Source organism: Chryseobacterium sp. JV274 (assembly GCF_903969135.1).
GTDB lineage: Bacteria > Bacteroidota > Bacteroidia > Flavobacteriales > Weeksellaceae > Chryseobacterium.
Window position 1 is genome coordinate 1483248 of record NZ_LR824569.1, and the last position, 18326, is coordinate 1501573.

Annotated in this window: 11 protein-coding genes; all 11 read left to right on the forward strand. The window is 38.5% G+C overall.

Annotated elements, in window-relative coordinates:
- Positions 1-5 precede the first annotated feature (5 nt).
- Positions 6-4262 (forward strand): type I polyketide synthase, encoded by a 4257-nt coding sequence (locus CHRYMOREF3P_RS06685; protein WP_180564184.1) that lies wholly within the window; start codon positions 6-8, stop codon positions 4260-4262.
- Entirely contained in the window at positions 4250-4549 is a 300-nt protein-coding gene (locus tag CHRYMOREF3P_RS06690) for an acyl carrier protein (RefSeq protein ID WP_002977699.1), read from the forward strand. Before CHRYMOREF3P_RS06685 ends, CHRYMOREF3P_RS06690 begins: the two co-directional genes overlap by 13 nt.
- Positions 4540-5322, forward strand: coding sequence for an alpha/beta fold hydrolase (locus CHRYMOREF3P_RS06695; RefSeq protein WP_180564185.1), 783 nt, complete (start codon positions 4540-4542; stop codon positions 5320-5322). The genes CHRYMOREF3P_RS06690 and CHRYMOREF3P_RS06695 overlap by 10 nt, the downstream gene beginning before the upstream one ends.
- Positions 5315-7717, forward strand: a complete 2403-nt coding sequence (locus tag CHRYMOREF3P_RS06700; RefSeq protein ID WP_077418541.1) for a glycosyltransferase — start codon at positions 5315-5317, stop codon at positions 7715-7717. The genes CHRYMOREF3P_RS06695 and CHRYMOREF3P_RS06700 overlap by 8 nt, the downstream gene beginning before the upstream one ends.
- 15 nt (positions 7718-7732) lie before the next feature.
- A complete protein-coding gene (locus CHRYMOREF3P_RS06705) occupies positions 7733-9004 on the forward strand; it encodes a condensation domain-containing protein (protein WP_232538977.1) in 1272 nt (423 codons plus the stop codon).
- Positions 9001-10254: a phthiocerol/phthiodiolone dimycocerosyl transferase family protein gene (locus CHRYMOREF3P_RS06710; protein WP_180564187.1), complete on the forward strand. Its 1254-nt coding sequence runs from the start codon at positions 9001-9003 to the stop codon at positions 10252-10254. The genes CHRYMOREF3P_RS06705 and CHRYMOREF3P_RS06710 overlap by 4 nt, the downstream gene beginning before the upstream one ends.
- Positions 10251-10799 carry a hypothetical protein gene (locus CHRYMOREF3P_RS06715; RefSeq protein ID WP_180564188.1) on the forward strand — a complete coding sequence of 183 codons (549 nt, stop codon included), beginning with the start codon at positions 10251-10253 and terminating at the stop codon, positions 10797-10799. The genes CHRYMOREF3P_RS06710 and CHRYMOREF3P_RS06715 overlap by 4 nt, the downstream gene beginning before the upstream one ends.
- A 329-nt stretch (positions 10800-11128) precedes the next feature.
- Positions 11129-12676, forward strand: coding sequence for a type I restriction-modification system subunit M (locus CHRYMOREF3P_RS06720; protein ID WP_180564189.1), 1548 nt, complete (start codon positions 11129-11131; stop codon positions 12674-12676).
- Positions 12673-13866, forward strand: coding sequence for a restriction endonuclease subunit S (locus CHRYMOREF3P_RS06725; protein WP_180564190.1), 1194 nt, complete (start codon positions 12673-12675; stop codon positions 13864-13866). The genes CHRYMOREF3P_RS06720 and CHRYMOREF3P_RS06725 overlap by 4 nt, the downstream gene beginning before the upstream one ends.
- Before the next feature lies 1 nt (position 13867).
- Positions 13868-15214 (forward strand): AAA family ATPase, encoded by a 1347-nt coding sequence (locus tag CHRYMOREF3P_RS06730; RefSeq protein ID WP_198424132.1) that lies wholly within the window; start codon positions 13868-13870, stop codon positions 15212-15214.
- The gene (locus tag CHRYMOREF3P_RS06735; RefSeq protein WP_180564191.1) at positions 15201-18308 is read left to right on the forward strand and encodes a type I restriction endonuclease subunit R; all 3108 of its coding nucleotides are present in this window, start codon (positions 15201-15203) and stop codon (positions 18306-18308) included. The genes CHRYMOREF3P_RS06730 and CHRYMOREF3P_RS06735 overlap by 14 nt, the downstream gene beginning before the upstream one ends.
- The last annotated feature ends 18 nt before the right edge of the window (positions 18309-18326 follow it).

Here is an 18326-nt window from a genome sequence, read left to right on the forward strand (position 1 = left end):
TCAATATGAAAAAAACAGATGTTGCTGTAATTGGCCTTTCCTGTGTCTTTCCCGGGGCACAGGATGCCAACACTTTTTGGCAGAATATTGTCAATAAAGTCGATTCTACCGAGCTGGCTCCGGCTGATCGGATAGATCCGGTTCATTTCAGTGATGCAACAAGTCCCGTTGACCGTTTCTACTGTCAGCGCGGAGGGTTTATCCCTGATTATACATTCGATCCTACGGCGTTTGGTATTCTGCCATTGGCTGTTCAGGGAACGGAACCTGACCATTTGCTTACCCTTGATCTGGTACAGAAAGCATTGGAAGATGCTGGTGTATTTCAAAAGAATGCTTCCCTTGAAAAAGCAGGAATTATTATCGGTAAAGGAAACTATACCGGTCCGGGAGCTACCCGCGCTATTGAAATTGTAAGAACCGGCGAACAGATTTCTTCGTTACTGCAGGAATTACTGCCCCACGTTTCTACTTCCGATATTGAAAAGGTAAAACATGCTTTTCAGGAACGCAAAGGACGTTTTGCAGCAGATACTGCTATGGGATTAATTCCTAATCTTGTAGCCTCTCTTGTAGCCAACCGTTTCAATTTAGGCGGTGCCGCATTTACTGTAGATGCAGCCTGTGCCTCTGCTTTGATTGCTGTAGACCATGCTGTACAGGAACTTCAGAGAGGACGTTCCGACATCATGATTGCAGGAGGAGTACACACAGGACAGAACGCTGCGTTCTGGAGTATTTTTGCCCAGCTGGGAGCCATGTCCCGTCAACAGCAGATCAAGCCGTTCAGTATGGATGCTGACGGACTACTGATTGGTGAAGGTTGTGGTTTTGTCGTTTTAAAACGATTAGAAGACGCCGTTCGCGATCAGGATAAAATCTATGCTGTTATTAAAGGGATTGGAGTAAGCAGTGACGGTACCGGAACCAGCGTGATGAGCCCGTCCGTGAAAGGTCAGTTAAAAGCTTTGGAACAGGCATGGATCAACGCTGATTTAGATAAAAATAAAGTGGGATATCTTGAAGCTCACGGCACAGGAACACCCCTTGGAGATAAAACAGAACTTCAGACCTTAGCTCAATTCTTCGGAAAAGAAGAAGCTGCTCCGATGGCAGGTATTGGTTCTGTAAAGTCCAATATCGGTCATGCTATGCCGGCTGCCGGGATTGCAGGATTAATTAAAACCTGTCTGGCATTGCATCATGATACTTTGCCGCCAACATTATATTGTGAGAATCCAACTGCAGAGATGCAGAACACAAGGTTTGAGCCTGTACAGGAAGCCAAAAACTGGTCAAAAACAGGACTTCCAAAAGTAGCTGCTGTGAATGCTTTCGGATTTGGAGGAATCAATGCACACGTAGTTCTTGAAGGCTATGATATGCCTAAAAAAGATCAGGTGCTGATATTGGCCAGACCTACTCATGAACAACTGCTTTCAGCATTACAAAATAATGAAACAGCCATTGGTGAAGGAGATTTCAGAGTTGCTATATTCGACCCAACACCTGCAAGAGTAGAAAAAGCCATTAAAATAGTTTCCAAAAATATCATCTGGAAAAACAAGCAGGATATCTGGTACACCTATACCCCATTATTAAAGGATGGTGGTAAAGTAGCTTTTGTATTTCCTGGCTTAGATGGTCTTGCAAAAGGTGAAGTAGAAAGCGTTAGTCGTTATTTTGGATTAACAGCTCCTATCGAAACAGAAGGTGAAGGACTTTTAACCGATGCTTTAAATATTTTCAACAACTGCAGTATCCTTGATAATTCACTGAAAAAACTGGGAATTATCCCGGATATGAATGCCGGACACAGTTTAGGAGAATGGCTGGCAGGATATTCATCCGAATTAGCAGAAGCCAACTCTGTAAAAGCATTAATTGATGTGCTGAATCCTGAAACTTTTGAATTAAAAGACTCCAAGTTCATCGCCATAGGAGCCGGAATTGATGTTATAAAACCTTTTATTAACGAAATTTCAAACCTTTATATTTCCAATGACAACTGCCCTAATCAGGTAATTCTTTGTGGAAGTAATGCCGCTTTGGATGAATTGGTTCCTTTGTTAAAAGCCAATCAGATTTTCCATCAGGTATTGCCGTTCCAATCAGGATTCCACTCTCCTTTTATCGCTGATAAACTGGATGTCATCCTTGCAGGAATGGAAAAAGCGCAGTTCCAGAAGACAAAAATTCCATTGTGGTCAGCCACAACATTAGAACCTTATCCTGCAGATCAGGCAGCGATCAGAAAACTGAGTGCCGAGCATTTGGTTCAGCCTGTCCGTTTCCGTGAACTGACCGATACATTATATGAAGAAGGCGCAAGAGTATTCATTCAGGTGGGTACAGGAGGATTGATAGGATTTATTGATGATACCTTGAAAGGAAAAGCCTTCAGTACAATTGCTTCCAGTGTTCCTACCCGTTCTGCATTAGCGCAGTTACAACGTATTGTCGCTTCATTATTTGTAGAAGGTAAAACAATTGCTCTTGACTTTTTAGAGATACAGAATCATACAAAAAGAACTTCAGGAAAAGGGATTAAGCTGGAATTGGGTTCTCCTATTATCCGTAATTTTAAAGAAGTGAAAGCTTTGGCTCAATCCTTTGATGCACCAAAACAATATACAGCAACAGCTTCAGCAATTGCCACCAAAAGTGGTCACCCGTTGGTACAGGCATTCCAGGATAATGTAGCCGATATGATCCGTATGCAGGAAGAAGTATTGACTTTATTCCAGAACCGCCCGGAAATCACGATTCAGCGCCCTGCAGCTCCGGCAGCACAAGTTGCTCCGAAAGCACCAAGAAGCACAACCTTCTCGAAAGACCTGTATGTAACCCTGGAAAGTCATCCTTATCTGATTGACCACAGCTTATTGAGACAGCCTAAAGGATGGGCTCATGTAGCGGATATGGAACCGGTAATTCCGATGACGATGATCTTTGAACAGCTTGCTGAAATTGCAGAAGCCGAAATTCCGGGAACGCTGGTCCATAAAATCATGAATGTAAGTGTATTCCAATGGATGAACGTAGCCAAACCTTTCGAGAAAACAGTGAAAGGAGAATGGCGCTCACCCAACCACGCCTATCTTGATATTGAGAACTTTGCCAATGCAGAAGTAATCTTAAAATCTACTTCTGTTCCAACACCTAATTTCAATATTTCCATTGGAAACCTTTTACCTATCGAAAGAACTCCTGAAGAAATCTATGACATGCATATGTTCCATGGAGACAAATACCAGGGAATCACTGAAGTTTCAGCCGTTGGAGACAAAGGAATTATCGGAAAAATAAAAGGAAACGGCGGTAAAGGTTCTTTACTGGACAATGCAGGACAGTTATTCGGACTTTGGCTGCAGCTTACTTTGGTGAAAGACCGTATTGCATTCCCTGTAAAAATCAGAGATATTGAATTCTTCGGAGATATGCATGATCAGGAAGGTATTTTTGAATGTACATGCATGCTGACAGAACTTAATGATGAATTTGCCATCGCAGATATCATCCTGAAAAGAGACGGAAAAGTATGGTGTGCCATCACCGGCTGGCAGAACAGAAGACTGGAAATTGATGCCGCCTTGTGGAATGTTTCCATGTCACCGCTGCACAACCGTCTTTCGGAAGAGATTGCTCCCGAAGTATTCTTTTTCCACCAGGCGTATACCAGAGTGGCTTCATGGGATTTTATCCTGAAAAGGTATTTTAACCAGACGGAAAAACAACATCACCAGCAGTTATTACCCAACAAAAAGAAAAACTGGATGGTAAGCCGTGTAGCGGTAAAAGATGCCGTAAGAAATCTTCTTCGTCAGGAAAAGAATCATGCCTGTTTCCCGATCACCTTTGAAATCCGTTCCGATGAAGTGGGGAAACCTTACCTCATCAGTGATTTTACAGAAGACATTCATATTTCATTAGCTCATAAAGGCAAAGAAGCCGTAGGAATCGCGAGATATGGAAAATCTGTAGGAATCGATATGGAACTGATGGAAGAACGCAGTTCAGGATTCTACGATATGGTATTTACCGACAACGAATTAGCCTTATTAAAAGACAGAGATCAGGCAGAATGGACCACCCGTTTCTGGGTAGCCAAGGAAGCCTACGGAAAGTTCATGGGAACAGGACTGAAAGGAAATCCTAAAGCCTTCGAAGTCGAAATGATAAAAGATGATCACCTGTGGATCAACAATATTGAAATCAAAACTATTAAACATAAAAATTATATTATCGGATGGACACTGTAAACGCAACATTAAAAATGAACCACGAAGAACTTTTCACTTTATTAAAAGGTTTTATTACTGAAGTGATAGGGGCTGAATTTGTAGAAGAAATGGACATTACTCCGGAAAGTTCATTCACCAAAGATCTTGAAATGGACAGCATCGAGATTGTTTCTTTCTCAGAAAAAATCAAAGCGCATTTTGGCGATCAGATCGACTTTACAGGTTGGTTATCTTCTATGGATCTTGACCAGCTTATTAATCTTGACCTTAGTATGATCATCAATTATATCTACGAATGCCAATAATCACTGTCAATAACAGACAAGTTCATATACAGGAACTCAACAAAGGAGCCGAACAAACCGTGGTATTGATCCACGGTATGTTCAGTAACCTGTCCATTTACTATTTTAATATTGCCCCTGTGCTGGCAAAGCATTTCCATGTGGTGATGTACGATCTGAAAAGCCACGGTATGAGTGAACGCTTTTTGGATGGGTACGATCTTGACAATATGTCATCCGATTTAATAGGTTTAATAGATCACCTTCAACTGGAAAAAGTACACCTTGTCGGCTATAGTTTCGGAGGTCTTATCGCTTTAAAAACAGCTTTAGAATATCCTGACCGCGTGAATCAGCTCGTGGTGACGGAAGCTCCGGATCCTCAGGACGAAAAAGCCCGTAACATCATTGATGAATACAGCAAAGAATTTCTTGAGCATTATGTCGCCAATTTTACAGATACCACCAAAGTACAGATGGGTAAAAGACAAATGGAAAAAAACCACCGTATGTATGAATTTCTGTTTAATCAGACCACCATTAAAGCAGATATGATCAGGGAAAAACATTTCCTTGGTGAAGCCCGTTTCAGTGAATTGGCGGCTTCTACTTTATTGCTTTATGGAGCTGATTCCAACTGCAGACCTACCGGAGAGTGGCTTCAGTCTAAAATCAACGGATCTGAACTTGAATTAATCCCGGGTGATCACAATATTCCTATCCAGGAACCCAATCTGATTGCGGAAACAATCGCTCAATTTTTATCTAAAATTTTAACACAAAACCATGGCTAAATTTGCATTTATAGTTCCACCATTGACAGGACATGTCAACCCTACCCTAAGCATCGGTGCTACGCTGCTGGAAAGAGGACATGAAGTAGCCTGGATCAGCCTTGACCCGACTTTAGAGGCTAAACTTCCTGAGGGAGGAAAATTATTACTGATCCAATACGATCAGACCGACGAAGAAAAGAAAGAAAGTGAACAATATCTCGATATTATTTCCAAAAAAGTAGTATATGGCATAGACAGCGTGAAGTTCCTTTACGAAGAGGTTCTTATCCCGCTGAACAGACATTGCTATAAGGGTATTGTTTCATTATTAAAAACATATCAACCCGATTTGATTATCGGGGATCATCAGTTATTTGCAGCCCCAGTTGCAGCAAAAACACTTGGAATTCCTTGTGCGACTTCCGTTACCGCTCCGGCCGCCATTAAAATTATGAATGAACTGCCTAAGGTACACGAGTGGGAAGTGAATCAGATCATTGATTTACAGAAAGAACTGGGTTTCCAGGAAGAACGTTCCCTGGCGACTTCAGACCTGTTGACCCTTGTTCTGACTTCCAGTTATTTCTTTGGTGAAATGGATGATCTGCCTTCTCAATATCAGTTCACAGGTCCCGTTCTTACAGAAAGACGTGTTTCATGTGAATTCGACTGGGAAAAGTTAAAAAGCAAAAACAACAAAAAGATCCTGGTAAGCATTGGGACTACCTTCGATCATGATCATAAAAAAGCATTCTTCCAAAAGGTAATTGATGCCTTTAAAGATGAAGATCTAACCGTTGTAGTGGTTTCCGATCCTCAACTTTTCGAGGAATGGCCGGATAACTTTATGGTGTATCAGCAGGTTCCACAATTGGATCTGTTACCTCATCTTGACGGTGTGGTTTGCCATGGCGGTCACAATACCGTATCTGAAACATTATCACACGGTATTCCTTTGGTCGTGATCCCTATTGCCTATGACCAGTCACACGTTGCAGGACGTGTTGTACGTACAGAAGCAGGTGAACGTCTTAATTTTAACCGATTTAAAGGAAATCACCTTAGAGAAGCTGTACAGCAGGTTCTGAACAATCCGAGCTATAAAGAAGCAGCTCAGAAAGTGGGACAATCTTTTGTAGAAGCCGGAGGTTCTGCTACAGTGGCCAACTTATTGGAACAAGCAATATTGAAAGCTTCAAAACCTGAAAAACCGTCTAAATTTTTATTTGTAGTTCCTCCGTTTTTCGGACATGTGAGCCCTACTTTAAGTGTTGGAGCAAGTCTTATTGCCCGTGGACACGAAGTAAAATGGTTCGGAATTACCCCATTAGACAATAAACATATTCCGGAAGGAGGTTCTTATTTCTATCCTGAAGAAGATCTTGTTCCGTATCAGGAGGAAATTGCCCGTATTTTAAAGAGACAGGATGACGGACCAGCCTGTTCAGGACCTGAAGTGATGAAACTGGCATTGGAAGAAACCTATGTTCCTTTCGCTAAAATGATGATGCCGGGACTTAACAGACTTACTGAAAGCTGGATGCCGGATGTTATCGTGAATGACTGTATTACTTTCGGAGGCGCTCTTTTCGCTCACAAAAATAATATTCCTTGTGTAACGACAACACCTGTTCCACCGGATGTGATGGGAGATACGGAAAAAAGTGCCCCAAAAATCTGGGAATGGCAGCAAAACCTGATCAAAGACCTTCAAAAAGAAGTAGGCATTCATGAAGAAGGTATTTATATCCATTCTCACAAACTGAATATGGTGTTTACCTCACAGGCCTTTGCCGGCTTTGAAACGGTTCCGTCTCATATGAAATTCGTAGGTCCGGTAAAAGGCCGTCCGAACGATGCTCCATTTGACTGGGATAAACTGAATGCTTCTACCACTCCAAAGATATTTGTATCATTGGGGACATTGTTGGTAGACATCAGAAAAGCTTTCTTTGAAAAAATTATTGCTGCATTTAAAGACCAGCCAGTTACGGTAATTGCCGCTACTCCACCAGAAATTTTTGAAGAATGGCCGGACAATTTTATTGTGAACAGTTTTGTTCCTCAATCTGCAGTGATGCAGCAAATGGACATGGTGATCTGCCATGGTGGATTCAATACCGTAAATGATACTTTCCGAAACGGATTACCAATGTTGATCACCCCTATTGCTTATGATCATTTCCATATTGCAAAACTGATTGAGCAGGCAGGCTGCGGAATCAGTATCCGATACAAAAGACTGCGTGTAGATGCGCTTCGTGAAACCGTTTTTGAACTGTTGGAAAATCCTAAATACAGAATTGCTGCTCAGGAAGTAAGAAACACATTTACCCTTGCCGGAGGTAACGATAAGGCAGTAGAATTATTAGAGAATTTTGTACAGGAACATTCAACACTAGCTCCCGTATAGCCTATGAATCAACACATGAAAAGAAGATTATTATTTGGTGAACGCATATTATTGGGGGACGGAACAGAACCTTTTAATGCGGTCATCCCGTTCAGACTGAGAGGTACTTTTACGTTAAAAGATATCCAGCAGGCTCTGGCTCAAATTCAACATAAACATCCATGGCTGAGAGCATTGATCAGCCATGATGAAAAAAATATTCCGTGGTTCAATGTTCCGGAAAAACACATTTCTATTCCTGTAAGGATTATCACCCGACAGAGTGAAGATCAATGGCAGGAAGAATCCAGAAGAGAATGGAACACTCCATTTAATTATGAAAAACTGCCCCTGATCCGGTTTATCTGGATCAAAGGGGAAGATGTTTCCGATATGCTGTTTGCCTTCCACCACTGTTTATGTGATGGAGGTTCTGCCATGTCTTTCCTGAATGAGTTTCTGAAAGTGCTGGATAATCCGGCTGCTGAAATCGGGACAGAAAATCCGATTCTGGGAATACAGGATGTAGTTCCTGCCCACATTCTGAACAGCCGCAGACAAAAACTGAAAGCAAAATTTATAGGAAGACTGGCGGCTACTGCCATCAAATGGATTCCTGTAGGCAAAAAAGCGGTAGAAAGACAGAATGACTACCTGATCAACTGGAAACTGGATGAAACGATAAGCAAGGAATTAATCTCTTACTGCAAATCTCAGAAAGTGACCGTGAATACCTTTTTAAGTGCAGCCGTATTGCAGGCATTTAAAAAAGTAAGGGCTGAAAAATCCTTCAATAAGGTTTCCTGTCCAGTAGATATCAGACGTTTTGCCAGTCAGATTAAAGAAGATCATATCTTCGCTTTCGGGCTGATGATTGTGGTTTCAGCTGATGAAAAACTAAGCTTTGAGAACAACCTCCGCGCGATGCAGAAATCTGTGGAACAAAAGACCTCAAAACTGAATCCTTATATCACGATGATGGTCATGGAATCCGGGCATGATGCGCTGAATAGTTTCACAAAACTGTTGAAGAACGGAAAATCCTCCAACGACTGTATGTTTTCCAATCTGGGACGTATTCAGATTCCTCATGAGTATAAAGAATTTACCGTTGAGACGATCTTCAGTCCGTCAGTGATTGGTCCTTTGGGAAATACCACTACCCTGGTGGTTTCTACCTACCGTGGAAAAATGGATTTTTCATTCATGGGAAGCGAAGGTTATTTACCGTATACAGAGGCATTGGCTATCCGCGATGAGGTTATGCAGACGATTTATTCACAAATTAAACAGACCGTAGTATCATGATCAAGAGACCTTTAATGATGGTGGAAAGGATCATGTATGTAGATCCTGAAACGCCTTTAAACTGTGTGTATACCGCAAAAATCAACGGACAGATTTCTGAGGAGACTTTTAAAACAGCTTTAATCAAAATCCAGCAGAAACATCCCATGCTGAGAGCTATCGTTGATCATACCATCGGACGCTATCCTTTTTTTATGGGACAGAAAGATATTGAACCTATTCCACTCCGTATTGTAGAGCGAAAGACAGACGATGATTGGTTCAAAGAATCTGAAAAAGCATGGTTCCAACTTTTTGATCAACCCAAAAAGCCTCTGGCCGAAGTAGTATGGGTGAAGGGACATGACCATTCCGAAATCCTCTGGATCATGCCGCACTGCATTTCAGACGGAACTACCGGAGTGACCTTAATGCGTGAACTTCTGAGCTTGCTGGACAATCCTTATTCTCCATTAATTCCTTATGTTGCTTTTGAATCGGTAGATGATTTTCTGCCTTCGGATTTTAATACGGGAATCAAAAAATACAAGGCCGGTCTTTATCTGCTGTTTGCCAGAATATTTTTTTCTATCCAGCGAAAAAGTAAAAAGAGAAACCTTGGAAAAAGCTACGCCATCCACTGGAAAATGACTCCTGAAGATACCAAACTGATTACTGAAAAATGTAAAGCTAACGGAATTTCCGTCCACGCTTTGCTGTGTTCTTCCGTGATGCAGGCCTTCCGTGATATTCAGGGAGAGCGTGCCAAAGGTAAGGTGATCAGTCCTGTGGATGTACGCCATTTCATTCCGGAAATCAAGGAAGATCATTTGTTTGCTTTTGCCCCAACGGTAGAGCTTTCCATCAAAAAAGACAACAGGAATGTTATGGACAATGCCAAGCAGATCAAAAAAGACCTTATTGAGAAAATCAGTAAGCTGGAAGCCCGTGAACTTCTTTGGATGGGAGAACATATGCACCCTGTTGTAAGCCGTATGATCAGGATGCTGAAATCCAGCGAAGGCGGACATGATGTGACCTTATCCAATATGGGAAAGGTGAATATCCCGAATGATTACACCAATTTCAATCTGGAAACCGTGTTCAGTCCTACCGTGGCTTTCCCATGGCTGAACTCAAATACTTTAGTTGCCAGTACGTACAACCAGCAAATGGACTTCACCTTCATGTCCAATGAAAATTTTCTTCCCAAAGAAGAAGCCCATCTGATAAAAGATAAAGCCATTGAGCTATTGACCACCTCTGTATGAAATTTAAAATAAAGCCGCCAAAGCCAAAACCCATCAAAAAAACTACCCTGAAACGCTTTCTCATCAAGCGTACGATTTACTATGTCCTCCCGAATGTATTTTTTAATTTCATCATTGCGTATGCCAGCTTCAAAGAGTTAGGCTACACGCATTTCTTCTCAGGAACCCAAAACCTGGCCCGTCTTACCCTCCCGATGGCTATTTTCCTTCCGGTAGTCCTTACCATTGACATCATCAAAAGAGTAACCGATGCCGCCAGCCAGGAAGCCATAGAGTTTACCGTAGACGAGCAGTTGAATATTAAAAAGTTAATGACCAAACTAAGCATTATACATGGCTTAATTACAGGTTCATTGGTACTCTCCCTACTCTTTATAGGACAGTACAATTTCTCAAAGGATTATAAGCTGGATGCTACTGCAATGGCTGTGGTGGTGGGAACGTTGGCGGGTGTGTTGTCTGTGGTGTTTGTGTATTTGCCGGTTTGGAGATTGAGGAGGTGGATGTGTAGGAAGATGGATACGGTGTCATTGGAAATTGAATAACTAAATTTTATTTATATAATTAAAGATAAGAGCCTAAATATTAAATTATTTAGGCTTTTTAAATCATGCCATGCGTTATATTTAATTATAGATCTATTATAAATTAGTTTCCAAGTAGAATTTGTGCAATTTTAAAATAATCTTAAATAAATAGGTCATCATTACAAGTTTAATTTTCGTAGATAAAGGTATTATAACAATATTTTTATAGTAAATTTGTCTTCTTTTTACAGCAAATAGGTTATAAAAACATTGCTATTAATAGCCTTAAAGACTGTTATGTTATATGTAATGAGGAGGTATAAGGTATAAGATATAAAAAACAAAAAATGACAAGTACAGCTCAAAGAGATATATTACAAAATAAAATATGGAAAATAGCCAACGAAGTACGTGGCTCTGTAGACGGATGGGACTTTAAACATTTTGTATTAGGAACACTTTTTTATAGATATATTAGTGAACACTTTGCAAATTATATGGAAGGTGGTGATGAGAGTGTTGATTATGCAAAGCTACCAGATGAAGTAATAACACCTGAAATTAAAGCTGATGCGGTAAGAACAAAAGGCTATTTTATATATCCTAGTCAATTGTTTGTAAACATTGCTGAAAAAGCCAACACAAACAAAAACCTCAATACAGACTTAAAAGCTATTTTTGATGATATCGAGAATTCTGCAAATGGCTATCCTTCTGAAAATGACATTAAAGGACTTTTTGCTGATTTTGATACAACAAGTACGCGTCTCGGAAATACAGTAGAAAACAAAAACAGCCGTTTAGCTGCTATTTTAAAGGGTGTAGAAGAATTGAATTTTGGAAGTTTTGAAGACAATCAAATTGACCTTTTTGGTGATGCTTATGAATTTTTGATAAACAATTATGCTGCAAATGCCGGAAAATCCGGTGGCGAATTCTTTACTCCACAAAACGTATCTAAACTCATAGCACAATTAGCGATGCATAAGCAAACAGAGGTTAATAAAATATATGATCCGGCAGCAGGTTCGGGATCTTTGTTGCTTCAAGCCAAAAAACATTTTGATAATCATATTATTCAAGAAGGTTTTTTTGGACAGGAGATTAACCATACGACATACAACCTGGCTCGTATGAATATGTTTTTGCATAACATCAATTACGATAAGTTTGATATTGCATTGGGTAATACTTTGATTGATCCTCAGTTTGGAGATGAAAAACCTTTTGATGCCATAGTATCTAATCCACCTTATTCGGTCAATTGGATAGGATCGGATGACCCCACCTTGATTAATGATGATCGTTTTGCGCCTGCTGGTGTATTAGCTCCTAAGTCCAAAGCCGATTTTGCCTTTGTGTTGCATGCACTCAGTTATCTTTCTAGCAAAGGAAGAGCAGCTATAGTATGTTTTCCTGGAATATTTTACAGAGGTGGCGCGGAACAAAAGATTAGAAAATATTTGATAGATAACAATTTTGTAGAAACCATTATCGCTTTACCGTCTAATTTGTTTTATGGTACTTCTATTTCGGTAAATATCTTGGTGATTTCCAAACATAAAACTGATACCAAAACCCAGTTTATAGATGCCACGGGTGAAGATTTCTTTAAAAAAGTAACCAATAACAATGTGTTGGAAGACAAACACATTGAAAAGATAATGGAAATCTTCGATAGCAAAACAGATAAAGCCCATATAGCAGCATCTATCGATAATTCTCAAATTGCAGAAAACGATTATAATCTATCGGTAAGCCGGTATGTAGAAGCTAAAGACAATAAAAAAAAGATCAACATAGTTGAATTGAACAAGGAAGTTGCCCAAACTGTAGAAAAAATCAATAAGCTTCGTGCTGATATTGCTACCATTATAAACGAAATTGAAGGATGAGTTATCTAGAAAAATTATTAGATGGTGCGGAGGTGAAATGGAAAACATTAAATGAAGTTGTTTTGACAATTACAGCTCCTGTAAAACTAAATAAAAATACCTATGGTGATACTGGAAAGACCCCAATTATAGACCAAGGTATAACTTTTATTGCTGGTTACACAGATGAAGATATTGCTGCGGTTGAAGCAGGTGAGTATGTCATTTTTGGTGATCATTCCGAGCATATAAAATACATCGATTTTTCTTTTATACAAGGTGCTGATGGCTTGAAGATTCTTAAATCAAAAGCATATAATACTAAATATATCTATTATGCGTTGGTGAATTTTTATAAGAGAGAGAATAATTATAAAAGGCATTGGTCTTCTGCAAAAGAAACACTTATTCCTATTCCTTGCCCAAAAAATATAAAAAAATCACTTGATATTCAACGAAAAATAGTTAATATTCTCGATAAGTTTACAGAACTTATAACAGAGCTTACAACAGAGCTTACAACAGAGCTTACAGCTCGTAAACAACAGTATAATTATTATCGGGAAGAGTTGTTCTGTTTTAATGAAAATGAAGTGAAACATCTGCAAATGGATGATGAAAGTATTGGGGAGTTTCAAAGAGGCAAACGTTTTGTAAAAACTGATTTGGTTACACAAGGAGTTCCTACTATTCATTATGGTGAAATGTACACACATTATGGTACTTGGACGGAAAAAACAAAATCTTTTGTGAGTGAAGAGCTCGTTAAAAATAAAAATCTGCGATTAGCTCAAAAAGGTGATGTGGTTATCGTTGCGGCTGGTGAAACAATTGAAGATATTGGAAAAGGGACAGCTTGGTTAGGTGACGAAGGTGTGGTTATTCATGATGCTTGTTTTTCATATAAAACCGTTTTAAATCCAAAGTTTGTCGCTTATTTTACACGAACCAAACAATTCCACGATCAGATTAAAAAGCACATATCTTCTGGTAAAATTTCTGCTATTAATGCAAAAGGGCTAGGAAAGACAATAATTCCAATACCTTCTCCTGAAGAACAAGAACACATCGTTTCTATTCTAGACAAATTTGATATTCTAACTAATTCAATAAGTGAAGGTTTACCAAAAGAAATAGAATTACGACAAAAACAGTATGAATATTACAGAGATCTGTTATTAACCTTTCCAAAAGATAATATAGAAGCATAATATGGCACAGTCATTACTCCAAATAGCACAATCTTTAAGAGATGCCAATAAAAAAGTGCAATTAATTTATGCTTTTAATGGTACTGGTAAAACACGTTTGTCACGTGAATTTAAAGAATTGATAGCTCCCAAAAATCCAGAAACCGAAGAAGAGGAAACAGAAATCAAGATAATGTACTATAATGCATTTACCGAAGATTTGTTTTATTGGGATAATGATTTAATGAAATTGAAAATTCAGCCCAATGAGTATACAAAATGGATACTTCAGGATCAAGGACAAGAGCCTAATATAGCAGCTCATTTCCAGCGTTATACTAATGATAAATTAACACCCACTTTTAATGAGGAATACACTATTAAAGATCAAGACAATAAGGATGTAACGATTCCTCCTTACTCTGAAGTAAGCTTTTCATTTGAACGTGGAAATGATGAGCCCTCCGAATTTGTGAAAATTTCCAAAGGCGAAGAGAGCTGTTTTATTTGGAGTGTGTTTTATAGTTTACTAAAGGAAGCTATAGAGGCATTAATCCCATTAGGAGAGGCACAAGAAGAAATAAAATCATTGACCGTAATAGCCGAATCAAAAAGCAAAGACACAAAAAAAGCAGAAAATCTAGCTAAAAAAAGCAGAAACAAAGAGGACGCTAACAAAGCAGACGTATTAAGAAATGAAGCGGAAGTGGCTAATATTGAATTGAACACAGCACAAGAAAAACTCAAAAACTTAGGTGGGCTATTTAATAATTTGGATTATGTATTTATTGATGATCCGGTAAGTTCACTCGATGATACCCACTTAATCGAGTTGGCTGTAAATATAGCTGAGTTGATTAAGTATAGTAATTCAGGATTAAAATTCATTATCACTACTCATAATCCATTATTCTACAATGTGTTATTTAATGAATTTAACGGAGTAAAGAACACAATAAAATGGCGTTTAGAAAAACTGGATGATGGAACTTTTTCAATAAATGAGCTAGTAAGCGACTCTCCATTCTCGTATCATTTATTTCTTTTATCTGAATTAGAAAAAGCTATACAATCGCCAAATGATATAAAAAAGTTTCATTTCAATTTTCTTCGTAATATATTAGAAAAAACCTCTACCTTTTTGGGACACAATAAATGGGAAGACCTTTTACCCCAAGAATCACGTGAAGCATATTACAAACGAATAATAAATCTCTCCAGTCATTCTAAACATCATGGTGAAGAAATATCAATTATTGAAGAAAATGATAAGCGGGTATTGAGCTTTCTGGTAGAAGAAGTGAAAAGAAGATATGGATTCAAATCAACTATTAACCCAAATGTTATAGAAGAAAATGGCACAGTATAACACCATAACCGAAACCAACAATTTCATCGTTCTCGATAAATACGACAAATATTCAACATTGAACGAACCACCTGCGGTCTATCAGACGGAAGTTGCCCTTGAACAGGAATTTATCCGGGACTTGGTCGCTCAGGGTTACGAAAAACCATCTCACCTTACTACACAGCAAGCTATGTTGGCTAATGTAAGGCAACAACTGCAGGCACTGAATAATATGGAGTTTACAGATGCGGAATGGATTCGTTTTGTAGAAGAATATTTGGATAAACCCGGAGACAGCATCGTTGATAAAACAAGAAAGCTTCATGAAAACTATATTTACGATTTTGTATTTGACGATGGTCACATCCAAAACATTTATTTAGTAGATAAAGAGAACGTTGTCCGCAATAAAGTGCAGGTAATTTCACAATTCGAACAAAAAGGAACGCATGCCAATCGATATGATGTAACCATCTTGGTGAATGGTTTACCTTTAGTACATGTAGAAATAAAAAAACGTGGAGTTGCTATCCGTGAAGCATTTAATCAGGTACATCGTTACAGTAAAGAAAGCTTCAACAGCGAAAACTCACTTTTTAAATATTTACAGATATTTGTTATCTCAAACGGTACCGACAGTCGTTATTTTGCCAACACTGTAAAGCGGGATAAAAATAGTTTCGACTTTACCATGAACTGGGCAAGAGCGGATAACTCTTTGATTAAAGACCTGAAAGATTTTACAGCCACTTTTTTTCAGAAACATACATTGCTAAATGTATTACTCACCTATTCTGTTTTTGATACTAGCGATACATTACTCATCATGCGTCCGTATCAGATAGCAGCAACAGAAAGAATGTTGTGGAAAATAAAAAGTTCTTATGAAACAAAAAAATGGTCTTCTGCAGAAGGTGGCGGATTTATATGGCATACCACAGGCTCAGGAAAAACCCTGACCAGTTTTAAAGCGGCAAGACTGGCAACACAGCTTGACTTTATAGACAAAGTATTCTTTGTTGTGGATCGTAAAGATTTGGACTTTCAGACCATGAAAGAATATCAGCGTTTTTCGCCCGATAGCGTAAACGGTTCCGATAGTACTGCCGGTTTAAAAAGAAACATAGGAAAAGAAGATAACAAAATTATTGTTACCACCATACAGAAGCTAAACAACCTCATGAAAAGTGAAGGTGATTTAGCCATTTATCAAAAACAAGTAGTATTCATCTTCGATGAGGCGCACCGTTCTCAATTTGGTGAAGCTCAGAAAAACCTAAAGAAAAAATTTAAAAAATTCTATCAGTTTGGGTTTACCGGTACACCAATCTTTCCTAAAAACGCTTTAGGCGCTGAAACTACAGCAAGTGTATTTGGTCGCGAATTGCATTCCTATGTGATAACCGATGCAATTAGAGATGAAAAGGTATTGAAGTTCAAAGTAGATTACAACAATGTACGTCCACAATTTAAGAAAATAGAGCAAGAGCAGGATGAAAAAAAACTGAGCGCTGCAGAAAACACAAAAGCATTACTTCATCCAGCCCGTATTAAAGAAATCTCGCAATACATTCTGCAAAATTTCAGAATTAAAACCCATAGAAATCAGGGTAGCAACAAAGGATTTAATGCCATGTTTGCCGTAAGCAGTGTAGATGCTGCCAAATGTTATTATGAAGAACTGAATCACCTGCAAAAAGAAAGTGAAAAGCCGTTGAAAATAGCAACCATTTTTTCTTTTGCAGCCAATGAAGAACAAAACGCCATTGGTGAAATTCCTGATGAAACTTTTGAACCATCAGCAATGGATATTAGTGCAAAAGAATTCTTATCCAAAGCAATCAATGAGTATAACGCTATGTTCAAAACCAGTTTTGGAGTTGAAAGTAAAGAATTTCAAAACTACTACCGCGACCTTGCAAAAAGAGTAAAGAGCAAAGAATTAGACCTTATCATTGTAGTCGGCATGTTTCTTACTGGATTTGATGCCCCTACACTGAATACGCTTTTTGTAGACAAAAATCTGCACTATCATGGGCTAATGCAGGCATTTTCGCGAACCAATCGTATTTATGATGCTACAAAAACCTTTGGTAACATTGTTACATTTAGAGATTTAGAACAGGCAACCATTGATGCCATCACTTTATTTGGAGATAACAATACCAAAAACGTGGTGCTTGAAAAGAGCTATAAAGAATATTTGGAAGGTTTTACAGATGTTGCTACTGGTGAAGCCCGCAGAGGTTATATCGATGTTGTAAATGAATTGAATGAAAGGTTTCCCAATCCTGATGAAATCATTACAGAAAAAGACAAAAAAGAATTTACGAAACTTTTTGGTGAATATCTACGTGTAGAAAATATTTTGCAAAATTACGATGAATTTACTCACCTTAAAGCATTACAGATTATAGATCTAAATAATCCTGAGGCAATCAAAGCATTCAAAGAAACTTATTTTGTGACAGACGAAGATATTTCAGCAATGCAGGAAATCGCTCTATTACCAGAAAGAACCGCTCAGGATTATCGCTCAACGTATAATGACATACGCGATTGGTTAAGACGAGAGAAAAATGGAAATGAAGCCGAAGCATCTAAAATTGATTGGGATGATGTTGTTTTTGAAATAGACTTATTAAAATCTCAGGAAATAAACCTGGATTACATTCTAGAGTTAATTTTTGAACATAACAAAAAGACAAAAGATAAAACTGCTTTAATTGATGAAATTCGTAGAGTAATTCGTGCCAGTATTGGACAAAGAGCAAAAGAGAGTCTTGTAGTCGACTTTATTAATGAAACAGATCTTGATAAAATACAAGAAAAACCAAATATTTTAGACGCATTTTATACTTATGCAGGTGAGAAACAAAGAGCTGAAGCTTTTGAGCTGATAACAGAAGAGAATTTAAATGAGGAGGCGACAAAGAGATATATAGCTACATCACTAAAACGTGAATTTGCCAGTGAAAACGGAACAGAACTGAACGCTATCTTACCTAAAATGAGCCCGTTAAATCCACAGTATTTAAGCAAGAAACAAAGTGTTTTTCAAAAAATTAGTGCCTTTGTCGAAAAATTCAAAGGAATAGGAGGAAAGCTTTAAGTAAGATCAGATAACAGT